The sequence below is a fragment of the Rhodopirellula sp. UH5 genome (genome assembly GCF_056839225.1).
This window is the reverse complement of sequence record NZ_CM166390.1, coordinates 1,510,131-1,532,811: the sequence shown is the minus strand read 5'-3', so window position 1 is coordinate 1,532,811 and position 22,681 is coordinate 1,510,131. Positions and strand designations below refer to the sequence as shown.

At 55.9% G+C, this 22,681-nt stretch carries 12 protein-coding genes and 1 pseudogene; 12 read left to right on the top strand and 1 reads right to left on the bottom strand.

All coding sequences use genetic code 11. The features are described from left to right. The first annotated feature begins 158 nt into the window (after positions 1–158). The 12 genes and pseudogenes from UH5x_RS05700 to UH5x_RS05645 all read left to right on the top strand — a co-directional run bounded on the left by UH5x_RS05700 (position 159) and on the right by UH5x_RS05645 (position 20,715). Positions 159–2,129, top strand: coding sequence for a preprotein translocase subunit SecA (locus UH5x_RS05700; RefSeq protein ID WP_482635043.1), 1,971 nt, complete (start codon positions 159–161; stop codon positions 2,127–2,129). Next, positions 2,104–3,060 (top strand): efflux RND transporter periplasmic adaptor subunit, encoded by a 957-nt coding sequence (locus UH5x_RS05695; protein ID WP_482635042.1) that lies wholly within the window; start codon positions 2,104–2,106, stop codon positions 3,058–3,060. Before UH5x_RS05700 ends, UH5x_RS05695 begins: the two co-directional genes overlap by 26 nt. A gap of 109 nt (positions 3,061–3,169) precedes the next feature. Further along, positions 3,170–4,738 carry an efflux RND transporter periplasmic adaptor subunit gene (locus tag UH5x_RS05690; RefSeq protein ID WP_482635041.1) on the top strand — a complete coding sequence of 523 codons (1,569 nt, stop codon included), beginning with the start codon at positions 3,170–3,172 and terminating at the stop codon, positions 4,736–4,738. Then, entirely contained in the window at positions 4,735–6,870 is a 2,136-nt protein-coding gene (locus UH5x_RS05685; RefSeq protein ID WP_482635040.1) for a site-2 protease family protein, read from the top strand. Before UH5x_RS05690 ends, UH5x_RS05685 begins: the two co-directional genes overlap by 4 nt. A gap of 363 nt (positions 6,871–7,233) precedes the next feature. Then, positions 7,234–7,611: a hypothetical protein gene (locus tag UH5x_RS05680; RefSeq protein ID WP_482635039.1), complete on the top strand. Its 378-nt coding sequence runs from the start codon at positions 7,234–7,236 to the stop codon at positions 7,609–7,611. A gap of 228 nt (positions 7,612–7,839) precedes the next feature. Continuing rightward, a complete protein-coding gene (locus UH5x_RS05675) occupies positions 7,840–9,459 on the top strand; it encodes an endonuclease/exonuclease/phosphatase family protein (protein ID WP_482635038.1) in 1,620 nt (539 codons plus the stop codon). A gap of 320 nt (positions 9,460–9,779) precedes the next feature. Then, complete coding sequence (locus tag UH5x_RS05670; RefSeq protein ID WP_482635037.1) at positions 9,780–11,588, top strand: DUF1186 domain-containing protein; 1,809 nt, start codon at positions 9,780–9,782, stop codon at positions 11,586–11,588. Between the two features lie 31 nt (positions 11,589–11,619). Further along, positions 11,620–11,911, top strand: a pseudogene (locus tag UH5x_RS05665) (IS4 family transposase); the annotation flags it as partial. 1,143 nt (positions 11,912–13,054) lie between these two features. Further along, the gene (locus tag UH5x_RS05660; RefSeq protein ID WP_482635036.1) at positions 13,055–14,716 is read left to right on the top strand and encodes a hypothetical protein; all 1,662 of its coding nucleotides are present in this window, start codon (positions 13,055–13,057) and stop codon (positions 14,714–14,716) included. 238 nt (positions 14,717–14,954) lie between these two features. Beyond that, positions 14,955–16,376 (top strand): efflux RND transporter periplasmic adaptor subunit, encoded by a 1,422-nt coding sequence (locus UH5x_RS05655; protein WP_482635035.1) that lies wholly within the window; start codon positions 14,955–14,957, stop codon positions 16,374–16,376. A 77-nt stretch (positions 16,377–16,453) separates the two neighbouring features. After that, complete coding sequence (locus tag UH5x_RS05650) at positions 16,454–19,375, top strand: efflux RND transporter permease subunit (RefSeq protein WP_482635034.1); 2,922 nt, start codon at positions 16,454–16,456, stop codon at positions 19,373–19,375. A gap of 347 nt (positions 19,376–19,722) precedes the next feature. Next, positions 19,723–20,715 carry a YHYH protein gene (locus UH5x_RS05645; RefSeq protein WP_482635033.1) on the top strand — a complete coding sequence of 331 codons (993 nt, stop codon included), beginning with the start codon at positions 19,723–19,725 and terminating at the stop codon, positions 20,713–20,715. 362 nt (positions 20,716–21,077) lie between these two features. Here the strand turns inward: UH5x_RS05645 and UH5x_RS05640 are convergent, their stop codons facing one another. After that, entirely contained in the window at positions 21,078–22,325 is a 1,248-nt protein-coding gene (locus tag UH5x_RS05640) for a carbohydrate porin (protein WP_482635032.1), read from the bottom strand. Between the last annotated feature and the right edge of the window lie 356 nt (positions 22,326–22,681).

Sequence of the window (22,681 nt, the reverse complement as noted above, 5' to 3'; positions counted from 1 at the left end):
CAAGTTTCGACAGCGGTGCCAACGCTGCGTCCGATGATGGTTTGGGTGAATGATTCGCCTGCTTGTTAACTGTCCTTCTTCGTTCGTCTCCGGTAACACGGACTCTTGCTGTTCTGTGTTACCAGGGACACCAAAAACTCACCGCCCACCGAACACCTATGATCCCACCCCGTTTGCCAGCATTCTCGCAATGGCTTGGCTTCGCTGAAAGGCGAAAGCAGGCTTCGTGTGATGAGCTCCTTCCATCGGCGAAGACACTCGCCTGTGCAATCAGTTCACTCAGTGACAGTGAACTGCGTTGGCACGCGAATTTGTTGCGAGAACAACAAACGGGTCCCTATTCCGCATGTTTGAGTGAGCGTTCGGGGAATCAAGATTCGCAACTCACAACTCATGCGATGGCCTTTGCGGTTGCTGCGATTCAGCGGCAACTTGGCTACACGGTCTACGACGTTCAACTCCAAGCCGCTCTGGTGATGTCCAGCGGCCAGATCGCTGAAATGCAAACCGGCGAAGGAAAAACGATCACCGGCGCGGTCGCGACGATCATTCATGCGATGCGTCACCAGCAGGTTCATGTTGCAACGTCCAATGCCTACCTTGCCCGCCGTGATTGGGAATTGCTCGCCCCCGTTTTTGATCGGCTGGCGCTGAGTTCGGGGCATTCATCAGCCGATCAGTCCCCCCGTGAAAAGCGGGCCGCGTATCAGTGCGACATTGTTTTCGCGACGGGATATCAGTTTGGATTTGACTACCTACGCGATCAAATCACGCTCGCCGCTCAACCGCGCAAGCAACTTGGACAATCCATTCGCGAATCACTGTGTGGGCAATCCGATCCGCAGCAGTTGCGTTGCCAAACGCGACATCAAGTTGTGATCGTAGATGAAATCGATAGTGTTCTGATCGACGAGGCCATGACACCGTTGGTGTTGGCGCAGCAACGCCCGCAGGTCCGCGACAATTCGCTCGTGTCTTCCCCTGACAATGAATCGTCCCACCAGACCAGCGTCTTCGATGCGGCGCGAACTTGCATGCAGACGTTGGTTCCAGGCACCGATTTTCAGGTCGATCCGCTGCAGCAAACCGTTCAACTTACGGAACGGGGAATTCAACGAGCCCTTAAATGGTTGCAGACGCGCCGGATCAAATTGTCCATGCCATGGACGAACTACATTCAAACCGCACTGCGAGCGGAGTGTTTGCTGACCCGCGACATCGACTACGTCGTGCGGGATGGAAAAGTGCAGATCGTCGATTCCTCCACCGGCAGGATCGTGCCCGACCGGCAATGGAGGTCAGGATTGCACCAAGCGGTGGAAACAAAAGAGCACGTCCCATTGAGCGAAGCACGGCGCACGCAGGCGCGCATGTCCCGGCAACGCTACTTCGCTCGCTACGAAACCTTGTGCGGGATGACGGGCACCGCGTCGGGACACGAACGGGAATGGAAACAATCGTATGCCTTGAAAGTGCATGCCATCCCGACGCGTCTTCCCTGCAAACGACGCGTCGAGCCCACGCTCTATTTTGCTGACCACACACAGAAACTCGCCCGCCTTGCGGATGAGGTCTCAGAACATCACCAGATCGGGCAACCCATTCTGATCGGCACTCGAAATATTTTGCAAACCAAGCAAGTCTCCAAAGCTCTTATGCAAGCCGGTTTGAACCATCACCTTCTGAACGGCGTGCAAGACGAAACCGAAGCGGATCTGATCGCCGCGGCGGGAACGTCTTCCGCGATCACGGTGGCAACCAACATGGCAGGTCGTGGCACCGACATTTCGGTTGACGAAAGAGCACTGGCCGCTGGGGGGCTGCACGTCATCGGGCTGGAACGCAACCTGTCCGCTCGAATCGATCGCCAATTGCTAGGACGGGCCGCACGCCAAGGACAACCCGGCAGCGGTCGGTTCTATGTGTCCGCCGACGACGAATTGGTTCAACGACACGACCCTGGATTGCAATCGATCCTAAGCCGATTGAAGTCACCCATCCCAAACGAGGCCTGGGATCGCCGAATCCAACAATTGCAATCCATCGCGGAACGAGAAAACTTTCACATTCGACAACAGACCGCCCAACAAGAGGAATGGCTCGATGAACTTCGCCAACAGGTCGCCTGAGAGCAAACATGCCCGTCCGATGCCGTTGTCCCCCAGAATGCGACTCAATCCATCGATGTTTGCTGTCCTGATGCCGGCAACGTTGCTGCTGGCAATGTCAGTGTTCGCAAATTGCGTCCAGGCCGAGATTCCTTCTGGTCGATCCCCTGAGTCGTTTTCTGAACCCCTGGAAACGATTGACTTGGCCGCAGCAGAACCTGGTGTTGTGGATACATTGGCCGTTCGCGAAGGCGACGCGGTCAAGGCGGGGGATTTGATTTGCCAACTTCGCTGCGATGTGCTCAAGGCGACTCGTCATGCCACGCTGACCAAGATCAATGCGACCGGCAAACGGGAGGCAGCGGCAGCAACGCTTTCCCATCACCAAAACCATTTGAAACAACTTCAAGCGTTGCTTGCGAAGAACCATGCCAACGATCAGGAAGTTGCCGAAGCCCAATTCAACGTTCAGATCGCGCAAGCACAGTTGCAAACGGTCGACGATGAAAGAGCGACTTTGCGAGCCGAATTGGAACAGATCGAGGCACAGATCGCCCGCCGCCAAATCATCGCTCCCACCGATGGCATTATTTTGCAATTGCCAGCGCGGGTTGGCGAACGAGTCGGCACCTCTGACTCTCCCGTCGCCCAATTGGTCGTGTTGAACAAACTCCGTGTGCGGTATCACCTCACCACCGTTCAAGCGGCTCAATTGTCGGTTGGATCGCAACAAACGCTGACCTTTCCTGACTTCGGCACGCACGCGATTGGAACGGTTGACTTCATCGCCCCGACCACCGATCCCAGCAGCGGAACGGTTCGCGTGGAACTGTTGATCGACAATGCCAACAGACGGCATCGATCGGGAGTTCGGTGTCAGTTGAAGTTGCCGGATGCATCCCATGCCGAACCGATGCAGGCAACTGTCCTGCATCGACGCTCTCCCCAATGACCCTTTCCTGCTGAATCCTTCGCATCGCGAAAATCGATTTGCCTGGGAAACCATAGTGCTTCACCAAGCCACCGCTCCTTCTGAAACAGTTCTGTCCCGCTCGATCAATATGCCTGTCATCACACCATCCAGTGGAACTGCTTTTCAAGCAATTCCACCTGAGAGTCTCACTGCACAAGATTCCGGCACACCGCAGCACCGCATTGATTCGGCGCAGGTTCGTAGCACGGAATCCGCCTCCGAATTCGCTGAACTGCAGTGGCAGATTGACGCCACCGCCGCGATCGCTGAATTGATGTCGAAGATCGCATCGGCACGCCGTCTGGACGAGGCCCATTTGATTGTTGCGAATGCATTGCGAGAGTTCTTGGGAGCCGATGTGGTGGCAGTCGGGACTGTGAATCCAGGCTCTTCGCTGGTGCGTGTCCGTAGCGTTTCCGATGTGTCATCGATCGACGAAAGTTCGCAAGTTTCGCAACAGTTCGAGCAAGCAATGTCGGAAAGTATCGTGCGTTTTCGAGAACAACTTGCACGCACGACGGTGGTCGATCCAGACTCCGAACACGTGGCTTTGATGCAATTGGCTCACGAACGGTTGCTAAGCGTGACGGGGACGCAGTGCGCCGTCTCGTGCCCCCTGTTCTCCCAACTTGGTCCGCAGCAGACTCCGTCCGACCCTGAGCATCGAGAACTCAGTGCCACGCAAAGCGATCCCGTCGCGGTCTGGACAGCCCTTTTCCGGCAACGTCCTACGGAGCTGGATCGCTGGAAACATTTTGCCAACGCCTGCCAACAACCGCTGGGCGAATCATTGGCAGTCGCCGGACGGGCCTGCGAAGGCCCACTGGCCCGACTTCGACGTGTGGTGCGAGAGTCTTCCGCTTGGACCCGCAAGAAAATGGTGCTTGGTGGTTCCTTGGCGATTGCTTTGGCCATGACGATTCCGATCCCGCATCGGGTTGGCTGCGTTTCTGTACTGCAGCCGGTCGAACAACGGTTCGCCGTCGCTCCCCATGACGGGATCCTCGAACAAGCCATGGTGCGAGCGGGTGAGCAGGTTCACGCCGGGCAACTGCTGGCTGAAATGGATGCGACCGATCTTCGATTGCAGATCGCGGACGTGACGGCTCAAAAGGAACGAGCAGAAAAGAAACGCGATCTTCATCGAGCCAGCGGTGATGCCGCATCGACCCAGTTGGCTGAATTGGAAACCGATGAATTGGCCGCCCAGTTGGCATTGCTTGAGCATCGTGCAGCTCATCGACAGATCGTCAGCAGCATCGATGGGATTGTGTTGCGGAGCGAGTTGGACGAAGCCCGCGGTGTGCCTGTCCGAACTGGCGATGTCCTGATGCAAGTTGCACCGCTGGAAACATTGCGAGCTGAGCTCGAAATCGCCCCTGCAGATCTCGCCCATATCAAGCTGGGGCAAACCGTCAGTTTGGTCCCCGACGGCAATCCACTGCACCGGGGCCAAGGGACGATTGATACCATCCGCCAAGCGTCGGAAGTTCGGGAAGGTCGCAACGTGTTCCTGGCGACTGTCACGATCGACAACCACGACGGTCGCTTGCGTCCTGGGATGAAGAGCCGGGCCAAGGTAGACGCCGGCTATCGAGCCAGTGGTTGGGTGCTGTTTCACAGCGCGATCGAGAAAACTTACGGGATGCTGCGATGAACGGATACGATTCCCAATCTTTTGAACTGGCCAATGCTCACTTGCAGCGACGCGATGGACTGAGCGTCCGCTTGCATGAATCGCGAGGGGAAACGACCTACTTGGTAAGCGATGGGGTGTCCTCGAATTTCCATCAATTGGGGAGCGCACAGTATGCGTTTCTCTCCGCCCTGGATGGCAAGACTAGCCTGGAAGAAGTGACGGCGCGGATCGCCAGTGAACTTCCCAAATTGGCACTGACGGCCAGCCAAGCCGAACAGACCGCTCGGTACCTGCTCGATCATCAACTCATCTTTGCAGTCGATGCGAATGGTGAACCACTCAATGCCACGAATCGTTTGCAGCGGCAATCGGAACGCGCCGCACAACAACGCAAACAAGAGAATGCCAATCCGCTGTTCCTGAAGTTTCCGCTGGGCAATCCAACACGCCTGCTGAACGCGATCGTTCCGTGGACGCAATGGCTGTTTGCGCCCGCCTGCATTGTCTTCGCAATTGCCTTGGGCCTGATTGCGATGGCGAGATTGTGGCAGAACGCAGATGAACTTGCCGTCAGCCTGCGGGGAGTCATCTCCCCGACATCCGGGATTTGGTTGGCGGTGACCTTCGTCGGGTTGAAGATCGTTCACGAACTGGGGCACGCCATCGCCTGTCGTCGGCTTGGCGGCACCGTTCGCGAAACCGGCGTCGTGTTCATTCTGTTCGTCCCCATTCCCTATGTGGACGTCACGTCAGCGTGGGACTTTTCTTCCAAGCAACAACGGATGCTCGTTTCGGCTGCGGGGATGATGGTCGAAATGATGGTGGCGTCCTTGGCTGCGATTGCTTGGTCATTGAGTCACGATCCCGTCGTGCGGTTTCATCTGACAAATTGGATGTTGATGGGAACGCTCACGACGGTTCTCTTCAACGCGAATTTTCTGATGCGCTTTGACGGCTATTTTTTGCTCTCCGACGCCATAGGAATCCCCAATCTCGCTGCCCTTTCTCGGCAATGTGTTCGGGCTAGGTTGAAACAACTGTTGTTGGGATCAACGAGCAAACTTCCCGCTGACATGATGCAACATCAGACGGTGCTGATGTCTTACGGTGTCGCCGCGATGATTTGGCGATGGATCGTTTGCATGGGACTCGCCGTAGCCGCATCGAAACTGTTCAACGGCTTTGGTTTGATTCTGGCAATCGCGAGTTTGGTGGCATGGTTTGGCCGTCCAGCGATGGGGATTCTAAAATCGTTGGTGGCCGATACCGTGGAAGGTGCCAGTGCTCGGCGGACGCTCGTGCGCCGCACGGTTCCCTCATTGCTCGGGATCGTGGTCTTGATGTGTCTCACGCCATGGCCGGGGCGAGTTTCCTCGCCCGCGGTGGTCCGGTTCCATCAAGCGGAAATCGTGCGGGCTCAGACAACTGGCTTTGTCGATCAAATTTTGGTGCAACCAGGCCAATTCGTTCATGCGAATCAACCCATCGCCAAACTGAAGAACCAAGCTCTCGTCACCGAGATCGAATCGTTGCAAAGCCAAGTCGATGCCGCACGCATTCGTGCACGGCGAGAATGGGCGGATGGAAAGATTGCCTCGCATCATGCCGAAGTCGCGGTTGCGGACTCGCTGCAGAGTCGATTGAACAACCGTCGCGAACGTTTGGAATTGCTCACCATCCGCGCCGGTTCCTCCGGACGAGTCATGCTGCCGCCGCAAACCGCGTCGTTAGATGATTGGCTGGGACGATATGCTCGGGAAGGAACGGAACTGGCCAGGGTCGTTGATCCCGCGAGGAAAGAACTGCTCGTCAGCATCGGACAATCCGATCGAAATACATTTGCCGAATGCGTCAACGAGATTGTCGAGTTCGTGCCTCACTCGGCCCTGCCAGTCACTTCGGCAAGGCTCGAACGAGTCGAGCCCACCGCAACTGATCAAACCGATTCTCGCCTCACTGCATCGGCTGGTGGTCCGTTGACCGAACACAGGATCGCCACCGAGACACGCTTGATTGCCCCCCGATTTGAGGCTGTGGTCAGGCTCGATCCACAGGCATCGATCCAACTCGCCAGCGGCTTGACCGGCCAAGTCCGCCTGGATCGTCGCCCCCGTTCCATCGCGGGCTATCTGTTGATGAAATTCCTCTGAGTCCTCCATCCATCGTCGAGGAATCCGATGGACACTATCGCGAGAATCAAAGGAGCAGACCTTTGGCTCGCGTTCTGCCGTCAAATTGTCCGTTGAGATCGATGAGAGGTCGCAACGTCTGGGAAGAACGCAAGGGTGGGTGGAGCGAAATGCCCCCATTGGATGGCCAGGTCCGAAAACGCGACCTATTGTTTTAGGCCGGTCGGCAGGAGGCAGGAGTCTTTCGGCATTGAAACTGTTTTGGCAATCGTTGTTGCTCTTCGGAACAACCGCGGCAAATGCCCAATCGGCTCACATGCTTGTGCCCGATCATTCCTGCTGACCGACTTTGAATCAGAACAAACTTGACCCGATGCGAGCAAGATGATGAAACAAGCGATTGGATTTGTTGGCGGCGTTGCCATTTTGGCGTGCCTGGCGATTTGGATGCCTGAGTACATGGAGGCCCGGGAAAGCCAGGAAGGTCATCGGGTCAATCTCTTATCAAATCAAAGCGGTGGAACTTCGGACCCCGAATTCGTTGCGTTCTGGGAATCGATTCATCGGGATCGACTGCTCGAGTATGTTGATCGATACAACGAGACCGGGCAGGTGGATCTGGACTCGCTTGCAAAGTGCGCCGATTTTGACGCCTATTCGGCTTACTTGCGAATCTCGAAGCTTGAGTCTGTCAAGAAGTTTGAATATGCGTTGCGTTTCACAGACAGCCTGTTGGAATTTCAAGACCGATTGACGCGTTGATGCGTCGAGTTGATCGCTCGGCATGGGATTGTCGGATGACTGGAGTGGTTCCGTGTTTGGAGTGGAATGCCGATCGCGAGGGGACCGGGCCTTCCGTTCTTGGAGGATCAATGTGTCACGTGGTATCGTTTCGGGCGAAGAACTAGCTGCACGAGTACCACCCCGGATCCAGTGATGAACATTTGCCATTGCCTGACACCCACCTGCATAGCCGCTCGTTGGAGGCCCGTGATCCACGTGTCCTTGTGTGCGCTGTTCTCACTGGCGAGTGTTGTTAGCGACGTGCGGGCCCAGGAACCAGTCGAGAAGGTCCCGTCGCTGAAGGCGATGACGTGGAACATTTGGCATGGTGGCCGTGAAGATGGCGAAACCGTTGGTCCTCAGCGGGTGGCGGAGGTAATCCGAGACTCGGGGGCGGACTTGGTCGCCGTGCAGGAAACGTACGGTTCCGGCGAGCGTATCTCGAACGCCTTGGAGTTCCACTTTCATCCTCGTGGAACAAATGTTTCGATCCACAGTCGCTATCCGGTGATCGAAGACATTTCCGTTTTCGAAGAATTCAAGTGCGTCGGGGCGTTGGTGGAACTGCCGGACGGGGAGCGAGTGGCGTTCTACAGTGTGTGGCTTCCCTACAAAGCCGACATCTGGGCGCCTCACGGTCGAGATGGCTTGGACGAGGCTCATTTGGCGACCCAGTGCGATGTGTCACGAGATGACTTGCAGAAGATCTTGGGCCTCATCGATGAGCGTTTGAAAGACGATCAGTACGCAGACACGACCGTGCTGATTGCCGGCGACTTCAATTCCATGTCGCATTTGGATTACGGCGAAATCAGTCGCGACCAATATGGGCACCAGGTCAAATGGCCGACCAGCATGGTCATGAAGCATGCCGGTTTTCGTGATTCCTACCGGGAAGTGAATCCGGTGGTCAGTCGAGTGATGGACTCGACCTGGAGTCCTCGCTTCATCGAGCAGGAGCAAGATCGGATCGATTTCCTTTACTATCGATCCCAGCGCTGGCGTGCAAAAAGTTCGTCGGTGGTAAACGAGCACGAGGACTGGTTTCCTTCCGATCACGCGGCGGTTTTGACGGAGTTTGAACGCGGCGACACGGCAGGGTCCGACGCACTCGAAACCATCAAGCTCAAAGCGGTTGCCTACAACATTCGGCACGGGGTCGGTGTCGACAATGAGTTGGCATTGATGCGAGTTGCGAAGCGACTGCATGACTTGAAACCTGATTTGGTGGGGTTGGCTGAAGTCGATCAGAATTGTCGGCGCAGTGGCAATCGAAATCAGGCGGCTGAGTTGGGGCGAGCGCTCAACATGCACGCGGCTTTCGGGAAATTCATGGACCATGACGGTGGTGCGTATGGAATGGGAATCCTGTCCAAGCATCCCATTGTCGAAGTGACATCGCTGGACCTTCCACCCGGCGGTGAGCCGCGGATCGCCTTGTTGGCCGAGGTGCTGTTGCCCAATGACCAGCGTGTGTTGGTGGTCCATGTCCATTTCGATTGGATCGGTGACGACGAGGTCCGATTTTCGCAAGCCAGCACGCTTCAGAAGCACTTGAAGACGGTCGAGTTGCCGATCGTCCTGCTCGGTGATTTCAACGATCAGCCGGGCTCCAGAACCTTGGAATTGTTTCAGGACTTTGTCGAAGCGGACAAACCTGAGTCAGCCAATTTGACCTGGCCCGCAGATCACCCGGAGATTGAAATCGACTTCATCTTTGCTTCTCCCCCGAATCGATGGTCCGTTGGAGAAACACGAGTGGTTCCCGAGTCCGTGGTCTCGGATCACCGACCTGTGATCAGCGAGTTGCGTCTGCGTTCGGAGTGAGACGGGCCAAGCACAATCCAAGGGTGGAATCGGCTTCCAGCCTGCGGTTTGCATGGATGGGAATGACGCGATGCAGGCAACGTTGGAAAAGGTGACGCGATGAGTCCCCCGTTGCTGCCGAAAGTAGCGGGTTTTCTCTCGCAAGTGGATGCTCCAGAACGGGCGACATTCAAAAATGGAGGCCGTGAGGGAAACCAGGGCGACGATATCCCGTTTTGAGTTAGCAGAACAGAGGGTCCTGCCCTTTCCATCGTCGCTTGATCAGGCAAAGTTGTTGAACAGACAATCCACCAGCCGTTCCGAATTAAGGACGATATTCGATGACGTTTTCTGCAGCCAAGATTGAAACCGAGGACCTCATCGAGTCACTCGGTCGGTTTCGAAGTTTGGTGTTGCCTGCCGGGGTGATGCGTGAACTGATGCAACGGGGCTCGGAAGTGATGCCTGCGTTGATCGCGAGGATGGATCGAGCGATTGAGTCGAAGGAACTGGGGCTCGGCAGCGAGTATCCGGAAGCCTTTTTTTGTTACCACTTGCTGGGCATCGACCCACAGCCGAGTTTACAAGCATGGTTTGATCGGCTGTTTCGCTGTGATGATGACAGGATGGAAAGGGTCTGCGGCGAGATCACGGGCCGGTTCACCCGTGCAATCTTGACCGCGATCGCCGATCGCGAAGATATCACGGCATTTTGCCAATGGCTGGACTCGCTGGTCCAGGATGATCAGGTCAGCGACTACATCAAGCTGCAAGTGGTTGAAGTGTTGTTCAATCTCGTCGCTGACAACGCACTGGACGATGCCACGGCGGTTCAGTGGGTGCGGACTTGGATGGAACAGCGACAAACGCACAAATATGACTTGTTTTCATCAATGGCGATGACATCGTTGATCGATGTTGGCGGCAGCGATTTCAAATCGTTGGCGGAGGAATGTTTCAAACGAGGTCAAATCGACGATGACTATGTGGGGCTGGAATCTTTCCAAGGGATGGCCAGCGAACGCCAAACAACGTTCTCGCGAGAGCAATTGGAGATCGACCAGCAGATCGTTTCCAATCCGATCGAATATTTGGCCGATTGGCATGCATTCGCATGGACAACCGATGATTTGGATCGGCATCGGGCAAATTGCAAAAGACTGCCTGAGACCTTTTCAATTCGTTCTGATCGAGCTGAGCCCAATCAGATCGACGGGTGGTTGGCGGAGCTGGATCAATCGAATTTCAAGAACTATCCGTTCGAAGCGGTCGAGAATCTGAACCGGTTCATTGGCCAAGTCTTTCGACCGCTCACCTCCCGAGTTCGACGCGGCATCGAATCAGCCCGGCGTGACGAACCAAGTTCCAACAATGGCCCCTACCTCGCGACGATCCTGCTCACGCACAATTCCCAATCACGCGAAGTCTTGATTGACGATGCGGATCTGTTGTTGGAACTCCTGGATCTTCCCAAACACCAACGGGAAGAATGGTTCGGCGCATCGATCGAACCGGGATTGGTCGAGGGATTGGCTCATGCTCTGGTGGGGAAGACAGAGCCGATTGTGCAACGGATTCAGGATTGCAATCGAAAGGAGTTCGATCGAGCCGCTTTGGTTTCGTACTTCATTGTTTCAGTCTATTTCCGGTACCTGAACCGTGGTGAGTGCATCGAAACCCTGCGTCAGCTTTGGACAACTCTGAGTCAACAGGAAACGGATGGTGACGAAGGCGCGATGATGACCAAGACGGCCATCTTCGATGCAGCCTGTTTGCTTTCGTTGCCCGAGAGCGACCCGCTGATTCAACAGGCCGCCCGCGAGGGAGTCTCCCATCATCGGTTGAGTGCCGAATCGGCAAAGGTGTGTCGCGAGCAACCAGAGAACGCTGCGAAAGTGGTGCGTTCTGACGTGTTGCCACCGTACTCCCTGATCGACGTGATTTCGGAAGGTGGCAAATTCGCTGTCACCGCGCTCCATCGCAACCCGATAACGCAGGCACGGGGGTTCACCGCGTTGAGATCCTCGGACTTGACTCCGGAACCGCAACTTAGCGGCACCCTGAGAAGCGCGGAACCCAAGGTGGGGCGGAACGACCCGTGTCCGTGTGGCAGCAACAAGAAGTACAAAAAGTGCTGCCTTCGACGTTAAGAATATGGGCAGGAACGATTCCGAGCGAAGCATGGAAGCCGACCAGCAGTTTGACCGTTCCTTCGAACTGCTGCAGCAGCTTGTCAACTTCGAAGATGCGAACGAGCTTTTTACCCAGCGAGCTCACACCGTCTACACCGCCTGCGTTGTCCTTTGGATGCTCGTCTGCCAGCGTCTCAAGCCCGATGCCTCACTCGAAAACGCGGTGAAACACCTGATCGAAACTCGGCCGAGCTATCTTCCCGAGAACAAACGACTCGACGAAAACACGATCTCGACTGCCTCGGGATGTCGTTCGTTGGTTTGCCGAGGAAGTCAGCTCCATCCTGGGCGTGCCCCGGCATGGCCTCAGCCGCCCAGATTTTGAAATTTACAATTTACAATTTCACTTTTTCAATCCGCCCCTTCTCCTCGCCACCTGTCGCCGCTCCGCGGCTTGCCGCGCATGAGGCCGACGCCCAAAACCTCGGGTTGAAATCCCGAGGCTAGTGGTCTGTCAGGACTTGTTTTTTGGGGTAGTGGACGAGGCCACGAGTCCTGAACTGGCGTCGAATCCAAGGACTCGTGGCCTCGTCCACTACGATCAACCCTCACTTTTAACTTTGACGGACCACTGGCAACTGTCACGGCTCCGCGGTTGTTCGAACGCCCGACACCCACAACCAGTCGCGGAGCGACGGAAGTTGTTTGCCCGCATCGCCGAACAATCCCCCGGTTCGTATCCCGTATCGATGAACTTCCAAGCCCGTCGAAATGGAAACCCGCCGCGTTAGCAAGGCTCACGCGGCATGCCCAACGCCGGCCCCGTCCGGGGCGTGCCAGATCATTTTCGCCATCTGTCTCGGGGCTTCCGCCCCGAGCTAAGCACGCCGGCCCCATCCGGGGCGAGAATCGTCTCCGAATGCTCCGGCAGTTCATGTCCCGGCATGGCCTCAGCCGCCCAGATTTTGAAATTTACAATTTACAATTTCACTTTTTCAATCCGCCCCTTCTCCTCGCCACCTGTCGCCGCTCCGCGGCTTGCCGCGCATGAGGCCGACGCCCAAAACCTCGGGTTGAAATCCCGAGGCTATTGGTCTGTCAGGACTTGTTTTTTGGGGTAGTGGACGAGGCCACGAGTCCTGAACTGGCGTCGCATCCAAGGACTCGTGGCCTCGTCCACTACGATCAACCCTCACTTTTAACTTTGACGGACCACTAGCAGGTCGTCGTTCGCTGGCGTTGCTTGGCAAATGCTGAGGAGCTCCGCCGAGATCGTGTTCGGGTGTTCTCAAACCACAAAGTCGCATTTGTGTCTTTAGTCGCAAGGGGCTGGTACAATTCATCTGCGGCACCAGCTTCCGTCCGATGAGCTGCGTGGAAGAAGAGGCGCGAGTCCAACACAGGCTGGAAGCCAATGCCACTTTGGGGAACATTCAAAATCAACTGAATGTTCCGACATTCTCCAATGCATGGTGAACTCTTCGATGAACGCATCCAATCAGAATGACGAAATGGAAACGCCGCCGGTTGTTGTGGTCGTGCTGGATCACAACGCTTGCCGTGTCGGCACCGCGGTTCCCTACGATGCGGCACTGACCCTCTGGGCAACCATGTCCGAGGACCCTGCGAATTGGAACGAAGTCGCAGAATATTGGGGAAGATATCGTAGTCCAACGGTTTGCGAATTCGTCGACGGACTCCCCATCCAAACATCGGATCCCCAGGAAGCGTTCGCCGCGATTGACGGTCACGAGAATTGGCTCGCGATCGACTTGATTCAGAAGCGAATCATAGTCGGCGACAGTGTGCAAAAGCTCGGGGCCCGCGCCACGCTAGCGCTCGAAACCGACCTGGAAGGGCAAAAGTGTTGCCCGCTTCCATTCGTTCTTCCGCCATGGTGGGAGTTGCATGAGTCCGCCTCGGCTTCGCTGGTTCTCGACCAACGCGAAAGTGAGATTTCGATCCCGCGAACCAATCGAAGCTTTCTATTTGGTACGCCGCTGATCGAGACCTTTGCCGAGCAAATCCTCAAGGCTGTATCCGTTGGCAGATATCCTCCGAAGAACCTCGAAGAGCAAGAAGCATGGAACGCGCGGCATGCATTGACAGTGGAGGTACACGCGAGTTGGTTGATGACACCACGAGAAGAATTGTCGGGGCGTTGTCCACGCTCCCTGATGCACGGCGCACACGATTGGAGCGATGCCGTGATTTGGGGACAACGCCAACGGTTCGAAAATGGCATGCCCATGATCGCGACTCCGGATGATGTGCTCGGTTACGACGACGCACCGATGGGGACGGAAGAGATGATCATGTACTTTGACCTTTGTCGCCATTTGCTCGACGCCGGTTGGGACTGGTGTGATCTTCAACACGAATTGTCTGGCGAGACGCAAACGGAGATGGAACAGGAAGACCAACTATCCGCGCTCTTGTCCGACGCTCGGGATTCATGGATGGATCAACCTTTTGAGGGCGGCTCTCCACCTCGCTTCATCATGGAATGCAGCCGCCGACGCGTCCCACGCGGGAGTGAAGTTCCCATCGTGGGAATGGACGACACAGAATGCGAACAACACATGCCCGATTGCGACTGTCCCATTTGCGACATGATGGCGTCGGGGTTGTTTGGTGTCGGCTTCACCTCGCTTGCGGGAGATAGCCTTGAGTCGGACAACGAGTTCGCCTTTTCCATGCACGAGACCATCGAAGATTGGCAACGGGAGCAGGACGAATTCCGCGAATTCAATGAAAAGATGGAACGAGAATTTGCGGAGCGAAAGGCGATGGCCGCGACAGGTGAAAATCAGGACGACGTGTTCGCTTCGGCTTGGTCCAGCCCCATGAGCGAGGAAGCTCTGCCCGGCGATGCGTCGGGGTTCTTGAAGTTGTCTTTCCGTCTTGCTGAGATCATCGATGATCTGGAGCAAGCCAATGCCGCCAAAGAAACCATCCAGCAATTGAATCGTTCCTTTCGCGAGTACCGAGAATGCAAAGACGGAGAGCATGCAACAGCGAAACACACGCTGCGTGAAAGGCTGGACGAGGTCGCGGCGAGGCACCCTGAATTGGTTCCCAAGGTCGCCGATTTTCATGCCCAAATCGATGAGCAAGCACGAGCGAGAGCGTCGAACACAGACTGAAACGAGAGCACACGCCCCCCATTGCAGCCGTTCTCAAAAGGCCATTCCCCAGTCTGGTCGCCCCCTCTCGGATGGCGGCACACGTGCGGAGTCCTCGGGAATTCTGCTCGTCATCCAATTTATTGTGGCCCTCGACTCCTTCAAATTTCGCATCAGGTAAATAGAGCCACGGTTCGCACTTAAAACGCGAACCGTGACGCTTTCAAATCCCGAATGGTGAAACAACAAGGAATCCGGAATGAAGTCCGCAGTGCGATGGGGAACGTGGGGCAAACGATTGCTGGTGGTCCCGCCAATCGTTTTGGCCGTCGTTGCCTACGCTTGGCTGGTCAAGCACTCGCCTCCGCTCACTGTGCAAAAGGAAGACGAAGTCTCCCGGATGCTGGAGACGATGGTTGTTCAGCGGATGGACGTTCGCCCAAAGGTCAGCGGGTATGGCACGGCCAAATACGCTCGTTCTTGGCGAGCGGTCACGCAGGTGGAGGGGCGAATCGACAAGATTCACCCCGAGCTGCGTCCTGGATCGATGATCCAGGAAGGCGAGGTGCTGTTGGAAATCGACGATTCCGACTACCGTTCGCAAGTTGAACAACTGGAGGCCACAATCGACCAGCAAAACGCTGAAATCGAGCAACTGGAACAGTCGATCGAGAACGAGGAAAAGAGCTTGGCTCTCGAGAAAGAGGTCCTGGCCGTTCTGCAGCGGGAGTTCGATCGCGAGGAAACGCTTTTGACTCGGCAAGCGGGATCGAGCGCTTCGATCGATTCGAAACGCCGTGAACTGCTCATGCAGCAGAAGGCCGTTCAGGATCTCGAGAACAGCATCGCTCTGATCGGACCTCAAATCAAAGCCTTGCAAGCTGCGCGACGTCAGTCAGAAGTCCAGAAAACGCAGGCTCAGCGGGACATTGAACGCACCACCATCACCGCACCATTTCAAATGCGTGTGGGTGAGGTTCAATTGGAAGTTGGGCAGTACGTCACCGTGGGGGAAAACCTGTTCGAGGGTTACAGCGGCGCTGAGATGGAAGTCGAAGCGCAGTTGCCGCTGAGTGAGATTCACCGTTTGTTCGTGGCGGAGAGGGACGGAAGCGAGTTCGAAGAGCAGCTCACTCAGGAGGCGTTCCGGCGATTGTTTGCGTTTGAGGCTGTGGTCAATGTCGCGGGCAACGAGGTGACAGAATCGTACAAGGGCCGCTTCTTACGAGTCCGAGAGATCGTTGACACTCAGACCAAGATGGTGGGGTTTGTGGTCGGTGTTGAAAACGTTCCGCCATCCAGACAAGAGCGTCCTCAGCCGCCTCTGCTAGAAGGTGCGTTTTGCGACGTCGACGTGTTTGGCACAACGCTCTCTGACCAAGTCGTGATTCCACGTCGAGCGATCCGCAATGGCTCGGTGTACTTGCTGGACGACCAAAGTCGATTGACCTCGCAAGTAGTGCAGTTGGCGTTCACTCAAGACGACTATGCCGTGGTTGCCTCGGGATTGGAGGGGGGCGAACGACTGGTCATCGCGAATCCGTCGCCGGCGATCATGGGGATGTTGGTCGATCCCATAGAGGCGGAGGAGGCCACTCAGAAATTGATTGATTCCGTCGCCGCGGACGATACAGAGCGGCCTTCCGGTCACGCCCCTTCGCAGTTTTCACGCACTCCTTGAGACGCCCACTTCGCGGATTCGGAAACACTTTTGTGCTAGAGAAATTTGTCAATCACCGAACGTTGGCTAACGTGCTGATGATGTCCTTCATTGGGCTGGGGCTCTACGCGGTTCCTCGTCTTCAGAAGGAAACGTTTCCGAACTTCGACAGTTCCGAAGTGCAGATCGTGATGACCTATCGCGGAGCATCGGCGGAAGACGTCGAGCAGGGAATCTGCTTGCCGATCGAAGACGCGTTGGATGGCATCCAAAACATCGAAGAGGTCACCAGTTCTGCGCAAGAGGGGTTTGCGTCGATCGTGGTGGAGATCGACGAGAGTGCTGATCTGTCGACGGCGCTCAACGACATCGAAACGGAAGTCGAAGCGATCTCGGATCTTCCTGATGGTGCCGAGGATCTGTTCATCACCGAACTGAACCGGACGGATTCGGTGATGACCATTGCAGTCAGTGGTCCCATCGACCCGGACTCGTTGAAGGATTACTGCGAGGGGTTCAAGCAACAACTCAAACGATTGCCCGGTGTGTCTTTGGTTGAGATCCAGGGATTCTCCGATCGTCAGCTTCGCATTGAATTGAATGTCGAAGCGTTGCGTCGATTGGGTTTGTCAGCGGAGACGGTTGCCGCATCGGTCCGCAGCCAGAATCTGGATTTGCCAGTGGGCACGATCGAGTCAGAGCACGAAGACATCCTGCTGCGTTTGGTGGAACAAAAACAGACGCCGCAAGACATCGAAGAAATCGTCGTTCACGGGGTGACGGGACGATCCGAAGTTCGGATTCGCGACATCGGACGTGTGGTCGACGGATTCGCCGACGCAGAACAAGAGGCTTGGATCAAAGGTCAACGGGCGGGCATCATCCAGGTCAACAAGACCCGGTCGCAAGACACCACTAAGATTGCCGCGGTGGTCCGTGAATTCGTTGAGAAGGAACAGCAACGTCAACCGCAGTTGGACATCACGATCACCAACGATGAGTCGGAACTGATCGTTCAGCGTTTGACATTGTTGGCCAAGAACGCTTGGCAGGGCATCGTGTTGGTGTTCTTAGTGATGTGGGTGTTCTTCAACCTGCGACTTTCGTTTTGGGTGGTGATGAGCCTGCCGGTCTCGTTCATGGGAGCGTTCTTTTTCCTGCCGCTGATCGGCCAAAGTCTGAACATGATGTCCTCGGTGGCAATCTTGATGGCGACCGGGATCTTGATGGACGACGGGATCGTGATCGCCGAGAACATCGCCCGGCATGTTTCTTTGGGCAAACATCCCATGCGGGCTGCGGTGGATGGTGTCCGAGAAGTTGCCGGCGGCGTGATCTCGTCCTTCTTGACGACTTGCTGCGTGCTCTGCCCGCTGTTTGTGCTGGAAGGGCACATCGGGAAAGTGCTCCGTGTGATTCCGATGGTTCTGTTGACGACGCTGGCGATCAGTTTGATCGAGGCGTTCTTGATTCTTCCCGCGCACCTGGGGCATTCCTTGAAGGCGAAGGATGCAAACGCTCCCCGTGGGCTGCGAGCGAAAATTGACGGTGGCGTCGATTGGGTCCGCGAGAATGTGTTTGGCAAGGTGATCGATTGGGCGATTCATTGGCGGTACCTGTCGATTGGATTGTCGATTGCCACCTTCATCATGGCCTTTGCGATGGTTGCCGGAGGGCTGGTGAATTTCGTGCCCTTTCCTGATTTGGAAGGGGAGATGGTGGAAGCTCGCGTGTTGATGCCTCAGGGGACGCCGTTGAGCAGGACGGAAGAGATTGTCCGAAATATCAATGACGCGGTCGAACGAGCAAATGATCGGTTCCCAGGTCAGCCAACGGGCGACGAGTTGGTGCGGTCGGTGATGTCCAAATTCAATGAGAACAGCGACGCAGGTGAATCAGGGCCCCATGTTGCGACCGTGTCGATTCTGATGCTCGAACCCGATGTGCGAAGCACGTCCACGGCGGAATTCATTCGAGCGTTGCGCGAGGAGGTCGGCCAGGTTCCCAACGCGATTTCGGTCACGATTGCCGAAGCGGTCCGTGGACCGGCGGGACGAGCAGTGGAGGTGCTGTTTAAAAGTGACGACTTGCAGGTGGCACAATCCGCCGCTCAAGAGACTCAACAATGGTTGTCCGAGTACACCGGGGTCTACAACTTCAACACCGACCTTCGACCTGGCAAGCAAGAAATTCGATTGCACCTGAAGCCCGATGCGGTCGCACTCGGTTTGAATGTGCAAGCAATGGCCAGTCAACTGAGCACTGCGTTTCAAGGAGCAAAGATCAGCGACATCCAGGCGGGGCTGGATCAATACGAAATCAATGTGCAGTTGGAACCCGAAAGCCGGAACACGCTGGAAGCCTTCCTGGATTTCCAATTCATCCTGGCAGGTGGAATCCAGGTGCCATTGCAATCAGTTGCCGATTTAGAAATGACGTATGGCTGGTCAAAGATTTCTCGCGTGGACGGTTGGCGAACCGTGACCTTGACGGCGGACACCGACACGGACCTGGTCAACACGACCAAGTTGATGAGTGGTTTTCAATCCGAGTTGATGCCCCAGTTGGTTGCCAAACACCAGGGGCTGAAGATTTCGCTGGGTGGCGAGGCGGAGCGGTCCAGTGAAACGGGATCGTCGATGGCGTCACTCTTTTTGTTGGGGTTGTTTGGCGTCTACGCGATTTTGAGTTTCCAGTTTGAGAGTTGGCTTGAACCGCTGATTGTGATGGCGGCGATTCCCATGTCGCTGATCGGAATGGTGTTTGGGCACATGTGGATGGGGATGGATATCTCCATGCCCAGCTTGGTGGGATTCGTTTCGCTGGCCGGGATTGTGGTCAACGATTCCATTCTGCTGGTGCTGTTCTTGAAGAAGGAACGCTCCGAAGGCAAACCGAGTCATGACTCCGCTCGCAGTGCCAGTCGCCTTCGTTTCCGAGCGATCATGTTGACCAGCATCACCACGATGGTTGGGCTGTTGCCGCTGACGTTGGAAAAGAGCACGCAAGCCCAGGTGTAGATTCCGACAGCGGTTTCCATCGTGTTCGGATTGTTGAGTTCAACGATCCTGGTTCTGATTGTTATCCCCTGCATCTACGTTGTCGCTTGCGATTTGGGGTTGATCCGATCGGATGAGCACGAATCGAGTTCACCGGCCTAACAGCCTGTGGATTTAGTCAGCCGGAACGCGATAGTGTCCGGTTCGTCTCTGGAAACCGTGGGCTAGCACCCGTCGGCTTATCCTTCAATCTGGGAATCGTTTTATATCAACCGTCTGCTAATCGATCGCTATCCATCCGATGACGTCCGCTAAGCTCGATGTTGTCCTTCTCATCCCCCACTCCTTCGTTTTAGAGAAATTCAACCATGCCATTCAACGCTTCACATAACACAGTGCCTCTGCTTTCGCTAATCAGCCTGGCAATGTTTTGCTTGGGATGCGGGCCGAGAGGGGAAACGATCCCTCAAGCGGTCGTTCAGGCAGTGGATCCCGACCACTTTCTCGAAGAAAGCTTGGTGGAGCCGATTCGGAAAGAGATGCGGACACTGAGTGATGGCAGTGAAGCAGAATGCTACGTCATCACGACCAAGGCCGTTCCGCCGGATCATCCGCTTGGCCCATGGGCACCCAAGCACGTGACCGACGGCGAAGACAAAGGGGGCATTTGGATCAAAGACGGCCATGTCTACAACGTTTCCGGTGAATTCGTCGCTCACTTGGATGAACTTTACGATGACCCGGAATGGAATTTGGTGCGGGAAGATGGAAGCATCAAAGTCACCGACACGGAAGAAGCATTCAATTTAGCCGCGCGACCGAACGTTGATCCTCGCTACGAGAATCACGCCGTCGAATGTCCTCCGGATGTGGTTGAGTGGAAGAGTTACCACAACGTCTACGTGATTCCCGTGAACCCGGTTTATCGATCGGTTGCCACGGATTTCCACCGAGTTGGTGACGGGCATTCCCCGGTTGGAGTCGCGTTCAACGGTGTCAAGTACGATCCACCGGCACCGATTCACATGATCATCAAGGCTCACACCATCGCGCCGTTTGATCACTCCGGCGGGCACGTCAACCCACACGCCGGGTACCACTACCATGCTGCCACGGGGAAAACCAAAGAGATCGACCAAGCCGACGGGCATGCCGCGTTGATCGGATACGCACTGGATGGTTTCGGCATCTACGCTCACTTGGACACCGACGGCAAGCAGCCGGAAGGTTTGGACGAGTGCAGCGGGCACTACGATGACGTTCGCGGCTACCACTATCACGCCGGGGCAGCGGGTGACAACCAAATCATTGGTGCGTTTCGGGGGATCGCCGGTTCAGCCAAAGTTGTCAAACCAGAGTGAACGGCTGGGGCGATCAAGGATGCATGCTGATCCATGTTCCGTCGGCGACGTTTCTCGTCAAGCAAGAGCTCGTGCAGCTTTACTTCACGCTCCCTTTGGGAGGGTGATGATAGATGCGTGGCATTGCAACAACTTAGAAAAATGCACGACCTCGAAGTTGGGAGGGGGGTTCGGCATTGGATCTGACATACCACTAAGCAGGTACGCAGGTGTCATCGGGTATGTGAGCCGCTGGCGTTAGCCACGGTTTTCACGCACAACCGGGGCTAACGCCCAAACGGCTCACATGGTTGTACTTGATCACTCCTGCCGACCTGCTTAGCAGCTCAGATGGTTCTGCCTGATCAGTCCAGCCTCCCTGTTTAGAAGCTCGCTCCCATCCACGCACCCATCACGGTGCTGTTGGGAATGTTGCCGGTGCCGCCCGGGTGCACGATGTACTGGATCGCTGGTTGCAGGTAGAACGCTGGACAAACTTGGACGCGGTGCCCCAGTTCATAGACCCATTCGGCGTCAACGTCTTCGCCGATTGAATCGCCGTAGTCGTCACTGAGTTCGCCATAGGTGGCGAAGAAGACAGTGTGGTCCTCTTCACGGCCAGGAAGCAGTCCTTTCTGGTTGATCCCCGCACTGATTTGCAGGGGCGTCTTGGCGACTTGGTCCTCGTCGGAATGACTCGCAAACGCAAAGGCGACGCAGTCAGGCGTGATCTCCATTTCGCCATGAGCGTACAAACGCAGAAACTCATCGGTGGTGCCAACGCCATCGAAGTTGTCAAACTCAAAGAACGAGTGAACCGCTCCCAAAAACAGACGAGCGGGCCGCCCATTGATTTCTGGCGTCCAATCATACTGGGTGATCAACGAGACTCCGTCACTGCCACGAATGCTGAAGTCGAGCCCGTGCTGGGTGAAGTCCCACATGCCATCCCCGATTTGATACACACCGAACTGAATTTGGTGTTGGTCGTTGGGAGCGTACTTCACTCGCCCGCCCCAAACCGGATAGGGGAAGGACGTGATGATGTTCTCTAACAACATCGCTCGGATCGGACCGTTGATGGCGGTGCTGAGTGAATAGCGATACAAACCGTTGTTTGCAAAATCCGTGTCGGCGGACACTCGGCCGAATTTCAAAGCCACGTCTTCGCAGACCGTTTTCTCAATCCACAGCTGGTACAGATAGCCGACTTGCCCACCATAGATACACATTGGGTCGTAGATCCCACCGACCGCGGAACTGACACTGTCGCCGTGACGCTCGACCATGGAAATCTTCATTGTGGTCCCGTCCCAACCCCACATCTGTTCCAGGTCGAGGTCGGCACCGGCATAGATCTGCCCGGTGTACGCTTGGTCGGTGCCGATGCCGCCGTTGATGTTGGCCGCAAAGATGGAGTCGTAGTAAAGGAACGGCGTGGTGCCCGATTCTTCCAGTCGGGGACGTGTTCTGCACCAGTCACCGAGTAAGAAATGATCCCATTCGGGAGTCGCGTCCACCAGCAACGAGTCGCATGCGGTGTCGGAGTAGCAATGGAACTCAAGTTCTTGGCCGCTTGCTGCGGGAAGGCCAAAGGCGGCCACCGCTGCGATCAATGCCTTGATATTCATCGCCACAGAAGCTTTTTGAGAAAGATCGAGGTGCCAGCGAAGGCGGTTCGGATTGCGAAATGACTCGGGTCTTAGGTCGAGATCGGTTGGGGCAAGTTGGACGGTGAAGGAATCTCGTTGGGGGCGAGACAAACTGGAGGCGAGAATGCTGGTTTGCTGCGAACTTCTACCTGACCCGCATCGCTTTCCAATGATTGCGTTCGCTTTGCGCCCCAACGCAGGACGCCACGTTTCATGGACGCGATGTTGCTTGAGTCAAAGTTGCATTGTCCGCCTGGTGGGACTCTGAGGACTCTTTCGCGGTTGGGCAAAGTCTGTCGATGATATTCGACCGTTCTTTCTCTCCGGGTTCTGTC